Raw genomic sequence first — 18,317 nt, forward strand, 5'->3', positions numbered from 1 at the left:
TCCTTTTTTATTTTTCATTTTGAAACTCTTTAGAGCCAACCGAAAAATTTCGATTCCATCAGTGACATATACCCGTCCCATATATTTCTGGCTCTGAACAGTTACAAATGATATTGCTCAAACAGCTGCTTCGGAAACACGCTTCACAATTCACATGCTCCAACAGCAGCTGTCCAAGTTCTTATTTTTCTAAAGCATCAATTATCCTGATTATTTCGCAATTGAATCAATAGCAGCCTGTGTATGTGCTACATACAGATCCTCAACTGCAGCGATTCTTCCAAGACCTGCGATCTGGCAGTCAACACTGTCGAAATCTCCAGAAGCCTCGAACATGCTCTTCCAGGAATCGTCATCATCACCAGCCATATCGTTGTTTGCATGGTCACCAGCAACAACCATCAACGGACGAAGAACAACTTTCTTGAATCCGGCATCTTTTACTTTATTGATAACTTCCTCACAAGCAGTATCCTCTGGCTCACCTTCTACAGTACCGATAAATGCGTTTGTGAAACCAAGCTCATTCATCTGTGTCTGCATCTGGTCATAAGTAACATTTGCTACATGAGAAGTTCCATGTCCCATGAATACAAATGCTGTTCCATCTTCTGCAGCTGCTTCCATGCTGTCATATCCAGCTTCTTTTACAGCTTCATCTGTGATTGCCTGTGCAACAGCAGCCTTGTCATCGTTGATAACAGTAGCGTCATCTCCAACCTCACCAAGCATTGGCTCAGCGATTGCTACAGACTCAAATTTATCTTTATACTCATCAATAGCTTCTACCATCTCATCGTACTCAGCGCCATGCATAAGGTGTGTAGGCTGAACAACCAGATTCTTAACACCGTTTGCTACTGCACGGTCAAGTGCCTGCTGCATGTTATCAATTGCCTCATCATCTCTTGCCTGTACATGGTTGATGATGATCTGAGCGGTAAATGCTCTTCTTACAGACCAATCCGGGAATGCATCTGCAAGTTTATCCTCGATTCCTTTGATGTCCTCTGCACGGCTGTCATTGAAGGAAGTACCAAAGCTTACTACAAGAAGCTCATTCTCACCGATCTCATCCTGGTTACGAGGATCATCTTTGGAAGCATCACCTGTGTCACGTCCGAAATACTCTGGGCTTGCTTCTTCGCCTTCTACCAGCTCTTTCTGTGCATCTGTAAGAGCATCCCATGCTTCTTTTGCTTCTTTGCACTGTGCATCTGTGTCGTCATTTCTTTCCTGAACATAGATGGCATCAATAAGAGCTGCAACTTTATCTGCTGCTTCCTTGTCTGCATCAGCAGTATCATCTGTTGCTTCTGCATCATCTGCTGCCTCAGCATCGTCAGTAGCCTCAGCGTCATCTGCTGTCTCCTCAGTTGCTTCTTCTGTCTCTGCAAATGCAACAGATCCTGTTGCTACAGTCATGCTTGCAGCCATGGAAGTTGCAAGAAGCAGTGCTAATAAAGTTTTTCTTTTCATTTCTTTTTCCTCTTTTTTCCTGTATTTCCGGATTGAATCATGCATAAGGATCCCGCCCTACAGGGCCTTTTATGTATAAACATAAAAAGCAGCCACATTTCTGCAGCTGCACCTTCCTCATAAACACATCTCCTGAAAACAGGACTTCTATGTATTGCTATGAGAATACAGGTTCTGTGTACCGCAGACCTAAGATTCCACGCCAAGGCAGTTCTCCTGACTTCGATCAACACTGCTCCCCCTTCCCTTTTTGGTGGGCTCTGAAGCAGCTCCCTTACACAGTGACGGCATCGTTCCGGATTCACACCAGATTCTCTTTTGCGCATCATGTCCATGATGCAACCTTCGCGCTATAACCATTATACATATTCGACTCGGATAGTTAATAGATACCATATTTTTATGTATTTTTTTTGAATAAATTATGTATTTTTTATGAATTAGGGTCAAATTTCTACATTTTATCTTTTAAATAAGTAACTGGCAAATATACAACTTTTATACGCCAAAATGTGGCACTTTTTTCATCTAACATAGTCTAAAAAAATGATCTGCAACCCATCAACAGGTTACAGACCATTTTTCTCACTCAGGACTTCTTAATCATCCATCGTCCCTTATTATTTTTTAATTTTAATTGTGATTGTTGCTTTCTTGTTTGTTCCGTCAAGAGATCTGACAGTAATCTTCACTGTACCTTTCTTTCCTTTGAATGTTTTTACAACACCATTGGAAGATACCGTTGCAAGCTTGGTATTGCTGGAGCTCCATGCAACCTTTTTATTTGCATTCTTGGTTGCAGTCACCTTTGCTTTCAGTTTCAGGCTCTTACCAGCTTTTACGGTCTTATTTCCGGAAATCGCAAGCTTCTTAACATAACCTTTGGTGCAGGTCAGCTTAATGGATCCATATACCTTGCTGCCGTCTTTTGCGGTTGCTGTGATAACAACGCTCTTTCCGCCAGCTTTCTTCTTCATGGTTACAACACCATTTGCATTTACAGTTGCAACCTTGGTATTGCTGGATTTCCAGGTAACTGCCTTGTTTGCTGCATTAGCAGGAGCTGTTTTTACCTGAAGCTGTACTTTCTTGCCTGCTGCTATCTTCGTGGAAGTCTTAGCACTTAAGGTTACCTTGGTAACCAGAATCGGAAGTGCCGGAATTGTCTTCTGGGCTACCAGGATTTCTCCGCATACGGAGCATTTCTTTCCCTCTGTCAGACCGGTATGTCCCTGGGTAGCCGGAACTGCCGGAATCACAACCTCTTTGTGGCCAGTTGCTTTCACTAATTTACGTGCTTTCAGAATTGTACCGCATACAGAGCACTTCTTGCCTTCACTCCAGCCATCCTTGGTACAGGTTGCTGCGATTGCCGGAAGAATTTCTTCCTTATGACCAAGTGCCGGAATCACTTCCTGGGCTTTTATGATTTCTCCGCAAACGGAGCACTTGATACCTTCGGTAAGTCCGGTTCTGGTGCAGGTTGCTGCTTTTGCTGGAAGTGTTTCATAGGTGTGGACTGCGATCTGGCACTCTGCCTTAAATTCACCAGTTACAGCTGTGATCGTTGCCTTTCCTTCTGCTACAGCTGTTACGGTACCATCTTCTGCTACTGTCAGCACCTTTTCATCGCTGCTTGTCCAGGTAACATCCCGATAAGTTGCATTTGCAGGCTCTACGCTGGCAACAAGGACTACTTTGCTACCTGCATCCAGAGTCGTCTCTGTCTGATCCAGTTTGATACCTGTGGTCTTAATGTATTTCTGTAATTTTCCAGAACTGAATGTGATTGTCTGCTGTGTCCATTTCTTTCTTGCTGTTGCATAAGAGCTGAATGTAATCTCATTTGCAAAACCACTGATCGGCATAGTGAACTGGTATGCCTCAGTTTTTCCATCACTGCTAGTAACTAATTCCCCGTTATTATCTGGAAGAATCATGTTTGGATCATCATCTGCTGCTTTCTTTGCTGCACTGGATGTTCCAAGGAAAAGTTTTCCATATGCCTTACTGCTTCCAATGAAACGGGCTTTTGCTACACCATTTTCTACAATGATCTTAAGGTCCAGAACATCCATACCTTTGTTTGTAACCGTTGCCTCTGATAAATATTCTCCATCTTCAACAAGCTTCAGCTCATTCAGAGCAACTTTGATAGCAGCAGCCTGCTCATCTCTTTTTGCAAAATCTTTTCCATCTGGATCTGCTGCTGAAACAGCTGCTTTTACTTTTTCGGCAGACTCTGCAGTATATAATGATAAATCAGAAGGAACTTCTTTTAAAGCAGCCTTCAAATCATCCTTTTTGAAAACAACATTTACAGTGTTTCCGTCTTCTTTACGGTCAATTTTGCCAGTATATTCCCATTCTCCAGTTGGAGTAAATGTGTACTGATTTCCATTTCTTACACCAGTCACTGTATAGTAACCATCACGTACAACCTTAATCGTATAAGTCTTGGTCGCATCGAGTTCTTCGAACTCAAGCATAGTCTTGGAATCTGCAACTGCCTGAACTACATTTCCCTCTTCATCTGTAGCGGTTGCAACTACGTCTGTGATATTCTTGGTCTGTGCAGTACCATTTGCAAGCAGTGCCTGAATGGTGTATGTGAAAGTCTTTTTCACAACTGTAACCGTACAGTTAGCACTTACATTACCAGCTGTTACTGTGATCACAGCAGTTCCTGCTCCCACAGCCGTCACCTTACCATCTGTTACAGTGGCAACCTTTTCGTCACTGCTGCTCCATACAATAGCATCACTTGTGTCTGCCGGTGTTACGGTAGCTGTCAGATCAAAGCTCTCGCCTTCAATCAGTTCTTTTGCATCTACATCCAGCTTCACCTCTGTTGCAGGTTTATGAGCTACCACTTTTACAGTTCCGTTTTTCTTGCTGACTGTAAATACGCGCTCATACCATGCCTTATTCTTTACAGAATAGAAGGATAAAACAACCGGTTTTTCTAAATAATTCAGAATAGTAGCACCACCAGTTGCATTCTCTTTCATCAGTACAGAAGCCTTTTTATCGGTAATCGGAATTGTACTCTCTGCCTTAGCTGCTTCTTCTGCACTTCCTACATAAATTGCACTAAAACTGGTGCTTCCCATTGTAAGTTCCAGTGTTTCTTTATAACCATTGGAGTTCGGACCACCAACTGTATGTAAAGATGCATTGGAAATAGTGAACATTTTCACCTTATTATCCACACTTAAAGATACTGTATGATCAAAGTCACCAGCAGTCAGCGTCTTTGCACTATAATCAATCACTACCTGGCGTGGATAAAATACCTTATCTATCGTAGCAGTTCCATCATCATAATTTTTCAGCTTGTTTTTGGAAATAGAAACCAGGCTAAGCTTGGTCTCGCCATCAGAAACCGGAATTTCAAACTGATAACCAGCTTCTGTCTTCTCAAACTTTATCCAGTTATCTCTGTTATTTCCGTTAGCAACAGCATCTTCATAAGTGCCTTTAAACAGATATTCATATCCTGTGCTGCTAAGTGTAAGAAGAAGCTTCTGTCCACTTTCGGATTTCTGAAGGACAGCTTTAGTCACTTTGAACATTCCAGTTGTATTGGTAACTGCGAGTTCAGTAGTTTCTACTGGAACTACTTTCAGTACCAGCGCTTTCACTGCTGCATTCAGATTCTCTGCCATTTTATCTACTTCAGCCTGTTTATCCTTGGCCAAATCTCGTACAATGGCATCCTTCGCTGCTGTTACAGCTGCTACGGATTCGTCTGTATAAACAGACAGGTCAGCTGGAATTGCTGCAATGGCTGCATCTACTGCAGTATAGTCTGCTTTTTCTGTAACCGTAGCCGGTAAAATATTAATGTCGGAAGATACCGCCGGACTTTCAGTTGATTCCTTTAATGAGGAGATATCAAATGTCAAAGTCTGAATTTTGCTAAATGTCTTACCTGAAATAACATTCCCATCCTGTACATAATCTCCTTTAATCATGCAAAAATGTAATGTATCATTCAATGACGTCAACGGAATTGTAAACCAATGATCATCTTCTCCATTTCCTTTATACCATGGCACAGCATGCGAATTTGCAACATTTGGATCATCTGTAAGTGCAAGAATCTCTCTATTATGACTTGTCTGATGCATTCTTACAAGATAAGTTCCATCACTTTGCAACGTAACAATCACACTGTCCATTGCATACATTCCACCTACATTGCCATCTGAATTAAGGACTTGTACTGTAGCCGAATAAGCTTTTCCTACTATAGTATCCTCTGCATTCTTAAGTTCATCTGTTGCACTTTCCTCCAGACCAGATAAAAAACCAGCTTCTTCTCCGTCAGAAAAACCAGCAATCTCATCCATTCCGGTCTCTTCATTGTCCACAGTGCCTTCTACTTCACCTGTGTACACGTCACCAATCTCTGCTGGTGTTTCATCTGTAATAAACTGCTCGCCCTCCTGCGAATCTGCAGTTTCCCAAACATCTGAGAATCCATTTTCTTCTGCTTCTGCGCTAACCGTAAGTGCAGCAGCCGGGGAACCTACTGTCATGGTAGCAGCAAGAAGCAGTGCTAAAATCTTTGTTCTTCTTTGCTTCATTTTTCTCCTCCTTCATAAAAAAAGCCCTCTTATTATAAGAGGGTACGTTAAAAGATAATGCATTCCATAAAGTCTTTCAAACAAACTTATGATTCGTGCATTAACAATTTAATGTAAGCCATAACGCCCCTGAGATACCGCCTACATTATAAGACACCTTTAAAAAGACCCGACTTTACGGTGGCAAGGACGCCGCTGCGGAAATAAACCGCATTCCATTTAAACGCGCTTTTTTTGTCTTTATTATCATACTATAAATTTCCAGAAGAATCAATTCTTTTCAAAGAATCTCCTAAATCACTATTGACAAATACCCCTTAGGGGTATATATTATTCTTGTATTTCAGATACCCCACAGGGGTATTTAATACTTTTACCTACTAACAACCGCCGAGAAATGTATCTCTCATATATGTCAGACTACGCTTCCCGTCAGGTTCATTTACTATAATATCTACCATTAGAAAGGAGTCTGCCTATGCCAGCCAATCATACAGTTTCCTCCCAAGTCGAGGAAGCCAACCCCTCCCAAGCTTCCTCCCAGCAGGTCTGTTCCTGCTGCTGCACCAAGCACACCGACCGCACTGAAGCCGAACGCAAGAAGCTTGTCAACCGCCTGAAGCGTATTGAAGGCCAGATAAGGGGCATTATAGGAATGCTGGAGAATGATGCTTACTGTAACGACATCCTGATCCAGTCTGCCGCAGTCAATGCTGCTGTGAATGCCTTTAATAAAGAACTTCTTGCCAACCATATCCGCACCTGCGTTGCCAGGGACATCCGGGAGGGAAAGGACGAGACCATCGATGAGCTGGTTGCAACATTGCAGAAATTAATGAAATGAGATACCAGGATGGCAAAGGGAAATGTTATTCGTGCTTGCACGAAAAGACATTTCACCTTGCCATCCGCCACACATGAGGAAGTAGCGATTTACGAAGTAAATCAGCGGATTCCTCATGTGTGCAGGACTGCGGGAACACGTATGTGCGAAGCAGTCCGTAGGTATCGGAGTAGCTTATAGAAGGAGGAATTTATTATGGAACAATACAACGTCACCGGCATGAGCTGTGCAGCCTGCAGCGCCCGTGTAGAAAAAGCCGTAAACAAGGTTCCCGGCGTTACATCCTGCTCGGTCAGCCTGCTTACCAATTCCATGGGCGTAGAAGGAACTGCCACAGCTTCTGCCATTATCTCTGCCGTAGAAGAAGCCGGATACGGCTGCAGCCTTAAAGGAGCCGCCGGCCAGAAGGAATCCGTTTCCGATGCAGAGAAGGCCCTGGAGGATCATGAGACCCCCATTCTTAAGAAGCGTCTCATCGCATCCGTAGGCTTTCTCCTGGTACTTATGTACTTCTCCATGGGGCACATGATGTGGGGCTGGCCTCTTCCCGCCTGGTTTAATGACAACCACATCGCCATGGGACTGGTCCAGCTGCTTCTCGCCGGAATCGTCATGGTCATCAACCAGAAATTTTTCATCAGCGGTTTCAAAAGCCTGTGGCACCGCTCTCCCAACATGGACACCCTGGTAGCCCTTGGCTCCATGGCATCCTTTGTATGGAGTGTTTACGCATTATTTGCCATGACAAGAGCCCAGGTAGACGGCAATTCAGAGCTTGTCATGCACTACATGATGGAATTTTACTTTGAGTCCGCAGCTATGATCCTGACTCTGATCACCGTTGGAAAAATGCTGGAAGCCCGCTCCAAAGGAAAAACCACCGATGCCCTGAAGGGTCTTATGAAGCTTGCCCCAAAGACAGCTGTTGTCATCCGGAATGGACAGGAAACTACCGTTCCCATCGACCAGGTGGTAAAAGGTGATGTCTTCGTGGTACGCCCTGGGGAAAACATTCCGGTTGACGGCGTGATCATAGAAGGTTCCAGTGCCGTTAATGAATCCGCTCTCACCGGAGAAAGTATCCCCGTAGACAAAGCAGCCGGAGATCTTGTCTCTGCAGCCACCGTAAACCAGTCCGGTTTCATTAAATGCGAAGCCACCCGTGTTGGTGAGGACACTACCCTCTCCCAGATCATCAAAATGGTCAGTGATGCCGCTGCCACCAAAGCTCCCATTGCCAAAATCGCAGACCGCGTTTCCGGAGTTTTCGTACCAGCTGTTATCACCATTGCCATTGTTACCACCATTATCTGGCTGCTCACCGGCCATGAATTTGGATATGCCCTTGCAAGAGGAATTTCCGTACTTGTGATCAGCTGCCCCTGTGCCCTTGGCCTTGCTACCCCGGTAGCCATTATGGTTGGAAATGGAATGGGCGCCAAAAACGGTATTCTTTTTAAAACCGCAGTTTCCCTTGAGGAGGCTGGCAAGATCCAGATCGTTGCCCTTGACAAAACCGGCACCATCACCAGTGGTCAGCCCCAGGTGACCGATATCCTTCCCGCTGACGGCGTATCTGAAAATGATCTTCTCACCTTCGCCTATGCCCTTGAGAAAAAAAGCGAGCATCCGCTTGCAAAAGCAGTTCTGGAAAAAGCTTCTGACCTTGGACTTTTGTCCCCTGATGTTACCAGCTTCCAGGCCCTTCCCGGAAATGGACTTTCTGCACAGCTTGGTACTTCCACTCTGATCGGAGGAAGCATGAAATACATCAGCACACTGGTATCTGTTTCCCCTGCCCTTCTCTCCCAGGCCGAAAAACTGGCAGAAGCAGGAAAAACGCCTCTCCTTTTTGCAAAGGATGGCAAGCTTCTTGGAATCATCGCAGTCGCTGATGTGATCAAACCAGACAGTGCACAGGCTGTAAAAGAGCTGCAGAATATGGGAATCCACGTAGTTATGCTTACCGGTGATAACGAGCGCACAGCCAGGGCAATCGGTGCACAGGCTGGTGTAGACCAGGTTATCGCAGGTGTCCTCCCAGACGGAAAAGAAAGCGTCATCCGATCCCTGAAAGAAAAAGGCAAGGTTGCCATGGTAGGTGACGGTATCAATGATGCACCTGCACTTACCAGAGCTGACATCGGCATTGCCATCGGTGCCGGAACAGATGTAGCCATTGACGCGGCAGATGTGGTTCTTATGAAAAGCCAGCTTTCTGATGTGCCTGCTGCCATCCGCCTTAGCCGCGCTACTCTCCGTAACATCCATGAGAATCTTTTCTGGGCATTCTTCTACAATGTGATCGGTATTCCACTGGCAGCCGGTGTATGGATTCCGATTTTCGGCTGGACTTTAAACCCGATGTTTGGTGCCGCAGCTATGAGTCTTTCCAGCTTCTGCGTGGTTACCAATGCACTGAGACTGAATCTGTTTAAGATTCATGACGCCACCAAAGATAAAAAGCTAAAAAAACAAGTCTCATTTGAACCAGTAAAAGAGACCGTTTCTGGCAAAAGTGTAAATAAAGATGTAAATAATAAAGAAACAGCTTCAACGATTAATAACAGTTGCCCGGTTTCCCGCAGCAACGATATTAATAACAATATTAACAAAAAGGAGAATGATACCATGGTTAAAGTAACAGTCAATGTAACAGGAATGATGTGTGGTCATTGTGAAGCACACGTAAACAAAGCAGTTCAGGAAGCATTCGGGGTACAGGATGTTGTTTCCTCCCACGATGCCGGAACCACTATTTTCACCGCACCGGAAAAAGTAGACGAAGAGAAAATCCGCCAGGTTATCAAAGACGCCGGATATGAAGTAACCGGCATCACACAGGAATAAAAAAGCGCACACGTAAGGGCATTCGGGAAACTATTTTCACCGAATGCCCTTTTTATTAATAGATCACAAGAGACCGCCCGGCTTTTCATATGTTCTTTTTTTCATATTTACGCCTAAATTTTCCACAGAAATGTTGATTTTTCACGAATCTTCATCCTTGCATTGAAATTCCCATTTTTTTTCAGTATAATGACAGTAATGTGGACTTCCCAATAGGAAGCCTTTACGAGATCCCGGAGCCTTTTAATAAAACATTTTAAATCCACTCTGGTCTCAACCATTTATAAGGAGGAATTATATTATGGCAACATGGAAAAATCTTGACACACTTGATTCTTTTGCCAGACTGAACAGTCTTAAGAACCACGTAGACATTGCAGCAGCTCTGTCAGGGGAAGAAGGTGGCAAGCGTGTAGCTGATTATAGTACAAAGATGGCAGCAGGTCTGACTTACAACTATGCAGCCAAACAGGTTGACGAAACTGTTTTAAATGCACTTGCACAGCTGGCTGACGAGGCGCAGCTGATCGACAAGTTCCAGGAATTATACAATGGTGCTGTGATCAATACAGGAGAGAACCGTATGGTTCTTCATCATCTGGCACGCAGACAGCTTGGCGATCCTGTTGTTGTAGACGGTGTAGACAAGCGTGAGTTCTATGTTGCCCAGCAGAAGAAGGCAGCTGATTTCGCTAATAAGGTTCATGCAGGTGAGATCACCAATGAAGCTGGCGAGAAATTTACCACTGTTGTCCAGATCGGTATCGGCGGAAGTGACCTTGGTCCACGTGCCCTTTACATCGCACTTGAGAACTGGGCGAAGGCAAATAACACCTTTAAGATGGAAGCGAAATTCATCAGCAACGTTGACCCGGATGATGCAGCTGCAGTCCTTGCTTCTGTAGATCTTGCACACTCCTTATTCATCGTTGTATCCAAGTCCGGTACTACCCTTGAGACACTGACCAACGAAGCATTTGTAAAAGACGCCCTGACTAAGGCAGGATTAAATCCGTCCAAGCATATGCTTGCAGTTACAAGTGAGACCTCACCTCTTGCAAAGAGCGAGGATTACCTGACTGCAATCTTCATGGACGATTATATCGGCGGCCGCTACTCTTCTGTTTCCGGTGTAGGCGGAGCGATCCTTTCCCTTGCATTCGGCCCGGAAGTATTTGCACAGCTGCTTGATGGCGCAGCAGCTGAGGATCAGCTTGCTACCAACCGTAACCTTATGGAGAACCCGGATATGCTGGATGCCCTTATCGGTATCTATGAGCGAAATGTACAGGGCTATCCTTCCACCGCTGTTCTTCCATACTCACAGGCATTAAGCCGTTTCCCTGCACACCTTCAGCAGTGTGATATGGAGTCCAATGGTAAAACTGTCAACCGTTTCGGTGAGCCTGTAAACTATGTGACCGGTCCGGTTATCTTCGGTGAGCCAGGAACCAACGGACAGCATTCCTTCTACCAGTTATTACATCAGGGTTCTGACATCATCCCGCTTCAGTTTATCGGCTTTAAGAAGAGCCAGCTCGGCGTAGATGTTGACATTGAGAACAGCACCAGCCAGCAGAAGCTTTGCGCGAACGTTGCAGCACAGATTGTTGCATTCGCCTGCGGTAAAGAGGATGAGAACCTGAATAAGAACTTCAAGGGTGGACGTCCATCCAGCATTATCATCGGCGAAGAGCTCACACCAGCTTCCCTTGGCGCATTACTTGCTCACTTTGAGAACAAGATCATGTTCCAGGGCTTCGTATGGAACCTGAACAGCTTCGATCAGGAAGGTGTACAGCTTGGTAAAGTTCTTGCGAAACGTGTGCTTGCACACAATACAGATGGTGCTCTTAAAGTATTCAGTGATCTTCTGAATATCTAAACAAACATGTTTGCTTACGCAGACATCACCATAAATGAAAATTTTTACATTTTCATTTATGGAATTCATACACACAGCGAGCCAAACGGCAATTGCGGAAAATTCTGTAATTGCCGTTTTTATATTCTCAAAATATTCTACATACTTGTGATTTCAAATTTCCTCACGCATTCGAAGCCACACAAAAAAAAGCTACCGTCAATTACAATCCAGCAATTAACCGTAGCCTTTCCTTTTATCATTCTATTATAACTCATCGCATCTTCTTCGCCGCCAGTCAAACCAGTTCCAAAGATACTTTACGTGTCGTAAATACAATGCATTTTACTCTCTAAATTTTATTACGCCATCTGCACTCCCCAGCGTTTTTCGCCAGCAGCTCTCGCATCTGCATTTCCAGCTACGAAAAAGCTTCTGTTTCTCCAGGTTCCTGCTCCATTATCCATATAATTGATTTTCGCACCATCAGATGCTCTCTCTACCTGGATCCGCATTTCCATAGGAACTACCGCGCTATGCATCAGGCTGTTTTTCACAAGCTCATCCAGTTCCACTGCCAGCTGATTCTTGTCTGCATACACATATATTTTTTCTTCTGCCAGGTCAGCCTCCAGCCATTCCTGTCCTTTTGTGAAATATTTCTGTCTTGCCTTTACAAATTCATCTATAAAACTGTTGACTTCTATTTTCTGTAATGTCTTTCTCATAAAAAAGCCTCCTTGCTTTTTCTGCCTGTATCATTTCTCTTACTTTTTTCTTTTCTGAAAGACATTATAGTCTCCTATGTTAAATTTCAGGTATTGCTAATGTTAAACATATTTAAAATTATTTAACATTGTGTAATGTGTTTTTTTACTTTTGGCCGATTTCTGACCGGTTCTGTTGTTATACCGACGGGTCAGTTCCAGTACGATTACCACTCCATATAAAAGAAACTGGAATCCAACTACATGGCCCGAAAAATCCATATAAGGATTGTAATAATCTAATATCTTCGTTACCATGCACACCAGACTGCAAACTACACAGATATGAAGTAATATTCCTCTTATTCCGCTCATGATAATTCCTCCTGTTCGTTATTCCTACCATTTATTTCTAATATCCAATGCTTTCCATTTATTCCCGCAAAAATTTGTAATGCTTCAGAGCCAGCCTCCCCCCTTCGCATTTCGTCGCTGTGGCTGATCTGCCAAATGGATTTGTTTTCTAAAATTTGTTTACAACATAGTCTTGTCCAGGATAAAAATCCCATCTGCGATCTCATGCTCCGGCTTATACGGATGATTGGCCGTAGTCCCATTAAATGTCATAAATGAACAGTGCCCTCCATCCAGATTATATGCTTTTTTACAGCCAAGATCTTCAAATACCTTTGCCATCTCATCCAGAAACATTCCTCTTGTAGTGCTCTGTCTTCCATCTACCAGAAGCAGGCAGTAATGTCCAGGTTCGTAATACCCCAGTGCCGTTCTTGGATGGGACTGGCGGATATAATCCCAGGTAATGAAGCTGCTCTTTGCTTTTCCATTATCATCCAGAAGACTGGGCCCAAAGATCCAGCTCTGATAAGCGCCCCTCTGGATCAGCTGCTGGGTATCCACCTGTCCCGGCGGGTAAATATCCACTGTTCCATCCCAATTCAGCACACAGGTTTCTGCAGTTGCCTGTTTATTTCTGTAGATCACGCCATTCCGGATAATGGTTCCATTGTCCTTGTGCCTGTCATTGCTGTAAGAATCTCCATTTACAGCCAGTACCGATTTCATCCGGTCTGACATATCCGAAAGCTTCTCTGTATATCCTACCCCATAAGTATCCTGGGCAAAAGCAGTCTGAAGCTGATGAATGTCTCCTACATAAATATCTGCCAGTACATAAGATGTTTCCGTACCATATTTCAAGTGCTTTCCGTAATTGGAGTAGTCCTTTTTCCCTGTATCATAATTGTAATAGGACAACTGGATAGACAGATCCGGACTTGTATAAGAAGTATCTGTTGCCACAACCTGATCCGTAAATTTATCTGCAAATTTCTGGTGCCAGTCCTCTGTACTATATACCTGGTCTGTCACCTGAAGATGATCCGGATTCCCCGTCTCTCCCTGTTGCAGCTGACTTTCCACACTTCCGGCACCTCCATTTGCTTCTACAAGCAAAGAAGAACTGTCTCCTGTTTCCACCCCTGAATTCTGAACAGTCTGGCTGCTCTGGTTTACAGATACCGCCTTTATCCTCTTCTGCGGAACTTTGTAATACACGATCCACACCACCAGAAGAATCACCGCTGCCGCTGCTACATCCCCCATCAGACATAAAATTCTTTTTTTCATGCTTTCATCTGTCCATTCACAAGTTCTTTATTCTCAAGGCCATCGCCTTTTTCCTTTCGGAAAATAATAAAATTCTGTACCAGCCAGCTGATGCAAAACAGCAGGCACTCTGTACACAGCTTTGCAGGATATACGGAAAAGCCCGCCACCTGCACAAATCCTGTAAGGATCACATTATTCACACACAGGATAAAAACTGCCAGGGCAAAATACTGAAATGCGCTTTTCACATGATGTTCTGTGTGAAAAACAAAAATACAATTCATACTGTAATTGTAAAATGCGCTTACCATCCTGGCGAGAACATTTGCCCCAAGTACCCATGGCGCCGTATGCGGGAAAAGTACCATCAAAAGGGAAAACAACAGATAATCCAGAAGGAAGCTGGAAAAAGAGGACATCGTGAATTTCAGAATATCCTTATAAATCCTTACCGAATCCCGCACCGCCCTGAAATGGGAAGTGGAATTTTCCCTGTCTCTGTAAATGGTATGAATTGGAATTTCCTCAAATGGTACACCGATTCTTGCCAGCACCAGAAGGACATTTGTCTCATATTCATAGCGTTCCCCTTTAATACTGAGCAGGCTGTTGATAATGTTTGCCGTAAATGCCCGCAGCCCTGTCTGGGTATCGGACACATGCACACCGCTTGCCAGATAAAAAATATCTCTTGTGATCTTATTTCCCATTCTGGATTTCAGCGGCATTTCTTTTCCCACATTTCTGCATCCAAGCACCAGTGTCTTAGGATTTTCCCGTGCACATACCAGAAGCTTTCTCATATCTTCCGGCAAATGCTGTCCATCACAATCCATTACTCCGATTACATCCACATCCCGCATTTCCTTTTGGATATAGGAAAGTGCTGTTTTTATGGCAGCTCCCTTTCCCCGGTTTTCCTCGTGATGTAATACAGTACAAATGTCTCCGACCTGTTCAAACAAAGGTGCATATTCCGTTCCACTTCCATCATCTACTACAACGATCCTGCACCCGGAATTCCATAAATCATCTGCAATCTGTACAATGGTTTCATCCGGCTTATATGCCGGTAAAATTACAGCGTTCATATTTTCATCCCCTTGTCTTTACAACTCTCTATTATCAGTTATTTTTTCCTGCACATTTTCATTAGCATTTACTCTTTTTCACAAAAGCTTCATTACCTTCCACTCTTTTATCCCTTATGATCTGCATTCCCAGAACCAGAAGTACCCCCACAATAGCAGCCAGGATCTGAAAACTATTCACATTCATTGCCGCCTGCGGTGTTTTTAAAGTGGTCGGTCCCATTACAATGGCATAAAAGGAACCGATCATCATTCCAAGAATGGCATATACCGTCTGTGTGCGGAATTTTTCCAGGCAGATGCGGATCAGCTTTACTACTGTTACCGCTCCAGCCACCACACCACAGCCAAAGAACGCCAGCGCCGGGATATAAGAAAGCTGCAGGGATAAGACACCTTTTATTGCTGTGATCACCGGAATGTATGCTCCAAAGATCAGAAGCAATGTAGATCCGGAAATTCCAGGAAGAAACATGGCGGAAATTGCAGCCATTCCAATGAAAAACAACCGGATTCCAAGTCCCAGGGAAAAGCCTCCAAGATCCATAGAGGATGTTCCAAGCTTACCATTTGCAAAGGTAATTCCTGCAACCAGAGCAATTCCTGCTATACAAAAGAGAATTCCCTTTCCCAATTCCCGGAAGCTTTCTTTTTCTTCCATTATGATCAGCGGAATAGCTCCTGCTATAAAGCCAAGGAACAGAGAACTTACCATGTAAATATGACTTTCAAACAAAGAGGACAAAAGTACCACAGCCATCCCCATGCCAATGATCCAGCCCAGTCCCAGGCGGAGCAGATAGCGAAGAGCCCCTTTCTTCTCCTCCATTTTTCCATATACAAGAGCGTCAATAGAGCCAATGAAATTATCATAAAATCCCATAATGAACGCTACTGTTCCTCCTGATACCCCTGGCACACTGTCTGCCAGCGCCATACAAAATCCATTAATACCATCTTTTAACATCAAAAAAACCTCCTGTTCATTTAACTGTAGTAATCATACCAATCACAGTTAAATAAACAGGAGGGTTCTTTCTAAACGAAATATAAACAATGTATTAATTGGACTCTCTCTTTTATAAAAATGTTATTTTTGTTATTTTTCATTACTCTTTATTCATACGATACCCTGCGCCCCACACAGTCTCCAGGATTTTCGGGTTCTTATAATCATCTTCGATTTTTTCCCGGATTCGGTTAATATGTACCATTACAGTGGCACTGTCTCCCATATAATCATAGCCCCAGATTTTCTCAAACAGCTGCTCCTTGGAAAACACAATATTCGGGTTCTGGGCAAAAAATTTCAGCAGTTCGAATTCCCGGTTGGGAAAACGGATTTCTTTATCCCCTTTGTACACTTTCCAGCTGTTTGTCAGGATGCGCAGCCCATGAATCCGGATTTCCCCTGTATCTGCACTTTCTTTTTCCCCAGAAGCAGCTTCTGTGGAAAATTTCTCTTTTAGTCTCTCATATTGCCGCAGATTTGCATTCACCCTTGCGACCAGCTCTGCCGGATCGAAGGGTTTGGCAATGTAGTCATCTGCACCCAGGCCCAGCCCCCGGATCTTATCCACAGATTCTGTACGGGCAGTGACCATAAGTACCGGAATATCCAGCTTTTCCCGGATTTCCTTACAGATCTCATAGCCACTTTTCCCTGGGAGCATCAGATCCAGAAGGACCAGGTCATAATCCCTTTTCTCTAATTCACCGGCTACCTGATTGCCATCTGCAATGATCGTTGTATCAAAGCCAGCAAGCTGCAGATACGCATCTTCGATCATGCTGATGTCTTCGTCATCCTCCACGATGAGGATTCTGGCCTGGGACTTTATTTTACTTTCTGTTTTATTTTCTATTTTCTGATTCATTTTCTTTTTCCTTAATCTCTTCTTATATCCACTTTTTTCAACATTTTACATATTATTATTTCATAACACTGCCATTATAGCCTCCAAAATAATCAAAGCTGTTCGAAACCATAATTCAACATTCCTGATTATTATAAAAATCATGCCTTGGATAATGGAAGGTCGATCAAGACCTGGAAGCCTTCATCACTTTCGGCCCGCACATTACCACCCATGGCCTGAACCAGATATTTCACAATATAAAGGCCAAGCCCGTTTCCTTCTTTCTTATTTCTGGATTCATCTCCACGGTAGAACTCCTCAAACACATTCGGAAGCTTCTCTTTTTCAATTCCCACTCCATTATCCCTGACGCAAAGACAGATTCCACCTTTTGTCCTTGTCACGGCTATTTCGATTCGCACAGGGCTGACCTCCGCATATTTCAGGCTGTTTCCGATCAGATTGTCAATCACACGGGTAAATTGCACCTGATCAATATACACCCAGATTTCCTTCTCCAGAAGTCTTGTCTCCAGCACTGCCGCTTCCGGTTGTAAAACAGTCCTCTTTTCTTCCACATAATTTTCCAGCCAGGAATTCAGCTCTGTTTTCTTTAATTCCAGAGGCACATTGCCGCTTTCCATTCTGGAAAGATAAAACAGCTGATTTAAAAGTCCGTCCATATCTTCTGTCCTTTTGTACGCTGCCTGGAGAAATTTTTCCTGCAGCTGTGGTGTGGCCGCTACTCCATCCAGCACTCCCTTCACAGAACCGCGAATCGCCGTAAGGGGTGTGCGCAGATCATGGGAAATTCCAGCGATCATGTCTGTCCGCGCCTTCTCATACTTCCGGTTCTTCTCCCGCTCTTCCAGAAGATGAATCTGCATATCATTAAAGGAAGCGCATACATTCTGAAACTCCAGGTCTCCTTTGCAAACGACCGGTGTAGTCAGGTCGTTTTCCTGGATTCGTCCAGCCCCTTCTCCCAGGGCATCTAACGGCTCCATAATGTGTGCCGTCAGTCTCCCAGTAAAAATCTGACTGACCAGAAGCAGCACTCCGATACACAGAAGGCCATCTAATCCGAAATAAAGAAAGAACTGCTCCCTGTGAATGGTCCAGCCTTCCAGAATTTCATCCAGGCCGCCCTCCTGCTCTATGTTTTCCGTATTCTGCACAGAGAGGAACAGTTCTTCCTCCACCGATTCCGCATACATTTTTACAATCACAAGATTTATTGCCAAAAAAAGAACCAGTGTTGTCAGTACCATCACTGTGTTAGACAGAAAAATTCTTTTCCTCACACTTGTAACCTTTTCAGACATAGAAAAATCCCCTTTCGCTTTCTGAAAGGGGATTATAATAGTTTTTGTTAAATTTCTGGTATGTGGAATGTTAAATT

At 43.9% G+C, this 18,317-nt stretch carries 12 protein-coding genes and 1 riboswitch; of the genes, 3 read left to right on the forward strand and 9 right to left on the reverse strand.

Annotated features, from left to right (window positions below; all coding sequences use genetic code 11):
- Positions 1-210 precede the first annotated feature (210 nt).
- Complete coding sequence (locus tag ACTQWB_RS08550) at positions 211-1,479, reverse strand: sirohydrochlorin cobaltochelatase (protein ID WP_441501441.1); 1,269 nt, start codon at positions 1,477-1,479, stop codon at positions 211-213.
- 189 nt (positions 1,480-1,668) lie between these two features.
- Positions 1,669-1,841: riboswitch (cobalamin riboswitch) on the reverse strand.
- A 258-nt stretch (positions 1,842-2,099) separates the two neighbouring features.
- Complete coding sequence (locus ACTQWB_RS08555; protein WP_441501440.1) at positions 2,100-6,071, reverse strand: Ig-like domain-containing protein; 3,972 nt, start codon at positions 6,069-6,071, stop codon at positions 2,100-2,102.
- 478 nt (positions 6,072-6,549) lie between these two features.
- Here ACTQWB_RS08555 and ACTQWB_RS08560 point away from each other — a divergent pair, with 478 nt between their 5' ends.
- The 3 genes from ACTQWB_RS08560 (at position 6,550) to ACTQWB_RS08570 (ending at position 11,650) form a co-directional block, all read left to right on the forward strand.
- On the forward strand, positions 6,550-6,915 hold the full coding sequence (locus tag ACTQWB_RS08560; RefSeq protein WP_441501439.1) for a metal-sensing transcriptional repressor: 366 nt from the start codon (positions 6,550-6,552) through the stop codon (positions 6,913-6,915).
- Positions 6,916-7,110: 195 nt separating this feature from the next.
- Entirely contained in the window at positions 7,111-9,765 is a 2,655-nt protein-coding gene (locus ACTQWB_RS08565; RefSeq protein WP_441501438.1) for a heavy metal translocating P-type ATPase, read from the forward strand.
- A 301-nt stretch (positions 9,766-10,066) separates the two neighbouring features.
- Positions 10,067-11,650 (forward strand): glucose-6-phosphate isomerase, encoded by a 1,584-nt coding sequence (locus ACTQWB_RS08570; RefSeq protein ID WP_441501437.1) that lies wholly within the window; start codon positions 10,067-10,069, stop codon positions 11,648-11,650.
- Between the two features lie 341 nt (positions 11,651-11,991).
- Here the strand turns inward: ACTQWB_RS08570 and ACTQWB_RS08575 are convergent, their stop codons facing one another.
- The 7 genes from ACTQWB_RS08575 to ACTQWB_RS08605 form a co-directional block, all read right to left on the reverse strand.
- Positions 11,992-12,357: a hypothetical protein gene (locus ACTQWB_RS08575; RefSeq protein ID WP_441501436.1), complete on the reverse strand. Its 366-nt coding sequence runs from the start codon at positions 12,355-12,357 to the stop codon at positions 11,992-11,994.
- Between the two features lie 102 nt (positions 12,358-12,459).
- Positions 12,460-12,711, reverse strand: a complete 252-nt coding sequence (locus tag ACTQWB_RS08580; RefSeq protein ID WP_441501435.1) for a hypothetical protein — start codon at positions 12,709-12,711, stop codon at positions 12,460-12,462.
- 159 nt (positions 12,712-12,870) lie between these two features.
- Positions 12,871-13,983 (reverse strand): phosphodiester glycosidase family protein, encoded by a 1,113-nt coding sequence (locus ACTQWB_RS08585; protein WP_441501434.1) that lies wholly within the window; start codon positions 13,981-13,983, stop codon positions 12,871-12,873.
- Positions 13,980-15,056 carry a glycosyltransferase gene (locus ACTQWB_RS08590; protein WP_441501433.1) on the reverse strand — a complete coding sequence of 359 codons (1,077 nt, stop codon included), beginning with the start codon at positions 15,054-15,056 and terminating at the stop codon, positions 13,980-13,982. Before ACTQWB_RS08590 ends, ACTQWB_RS08585 begins: the two co-directional genes overlap by 4 nt.
- A 61-nt stretch (positions 15,057-15,117) precedes the next feature.
- Positions 15,118-16,023, reverse strand: a complete 906-nt coding sequence (locus ACTQWB_RS08595; protein ID WP_441501432.1) for a DUF368 domain-containing protein — start codon at positions 16,021-16,023, stop codon at positions 15,118-15,120.
- A gap of 142 nt (positions 16,024-16,165) precedes the next feature.
- A complete protein-coding gene (locus ACTQWB_RS08600; protein ID WP_441501431.1) occupies positions 16,166-16,933 on the reverse strand; it encodes a response regulator in 768 nt (255 codons plus the stop codon).
- A 140-nt stretch (positions 16,934-17,073) separates the two neighbouring features.
- A complete protein-coding gene (locus ACTQWB_RS08605) occupies positions 17,074-18,240 on the reverse strand; it encodes a sensor histidine kinase (RefSeq protein WP_441501430.1) in 1,167 nt (388 codons plus the stop codon).
- Positions 18,241-18,317: the final 77 nt, after the last annotated feature.

This window comes from Blautia sp. HCP3S3_H10_2 (genome assembly GCF_052122375.1).
GTDB lineage: Bacteria > Bacillota > Clostridia > Lachnospirales > Lachnospiraceae > Blautia_A.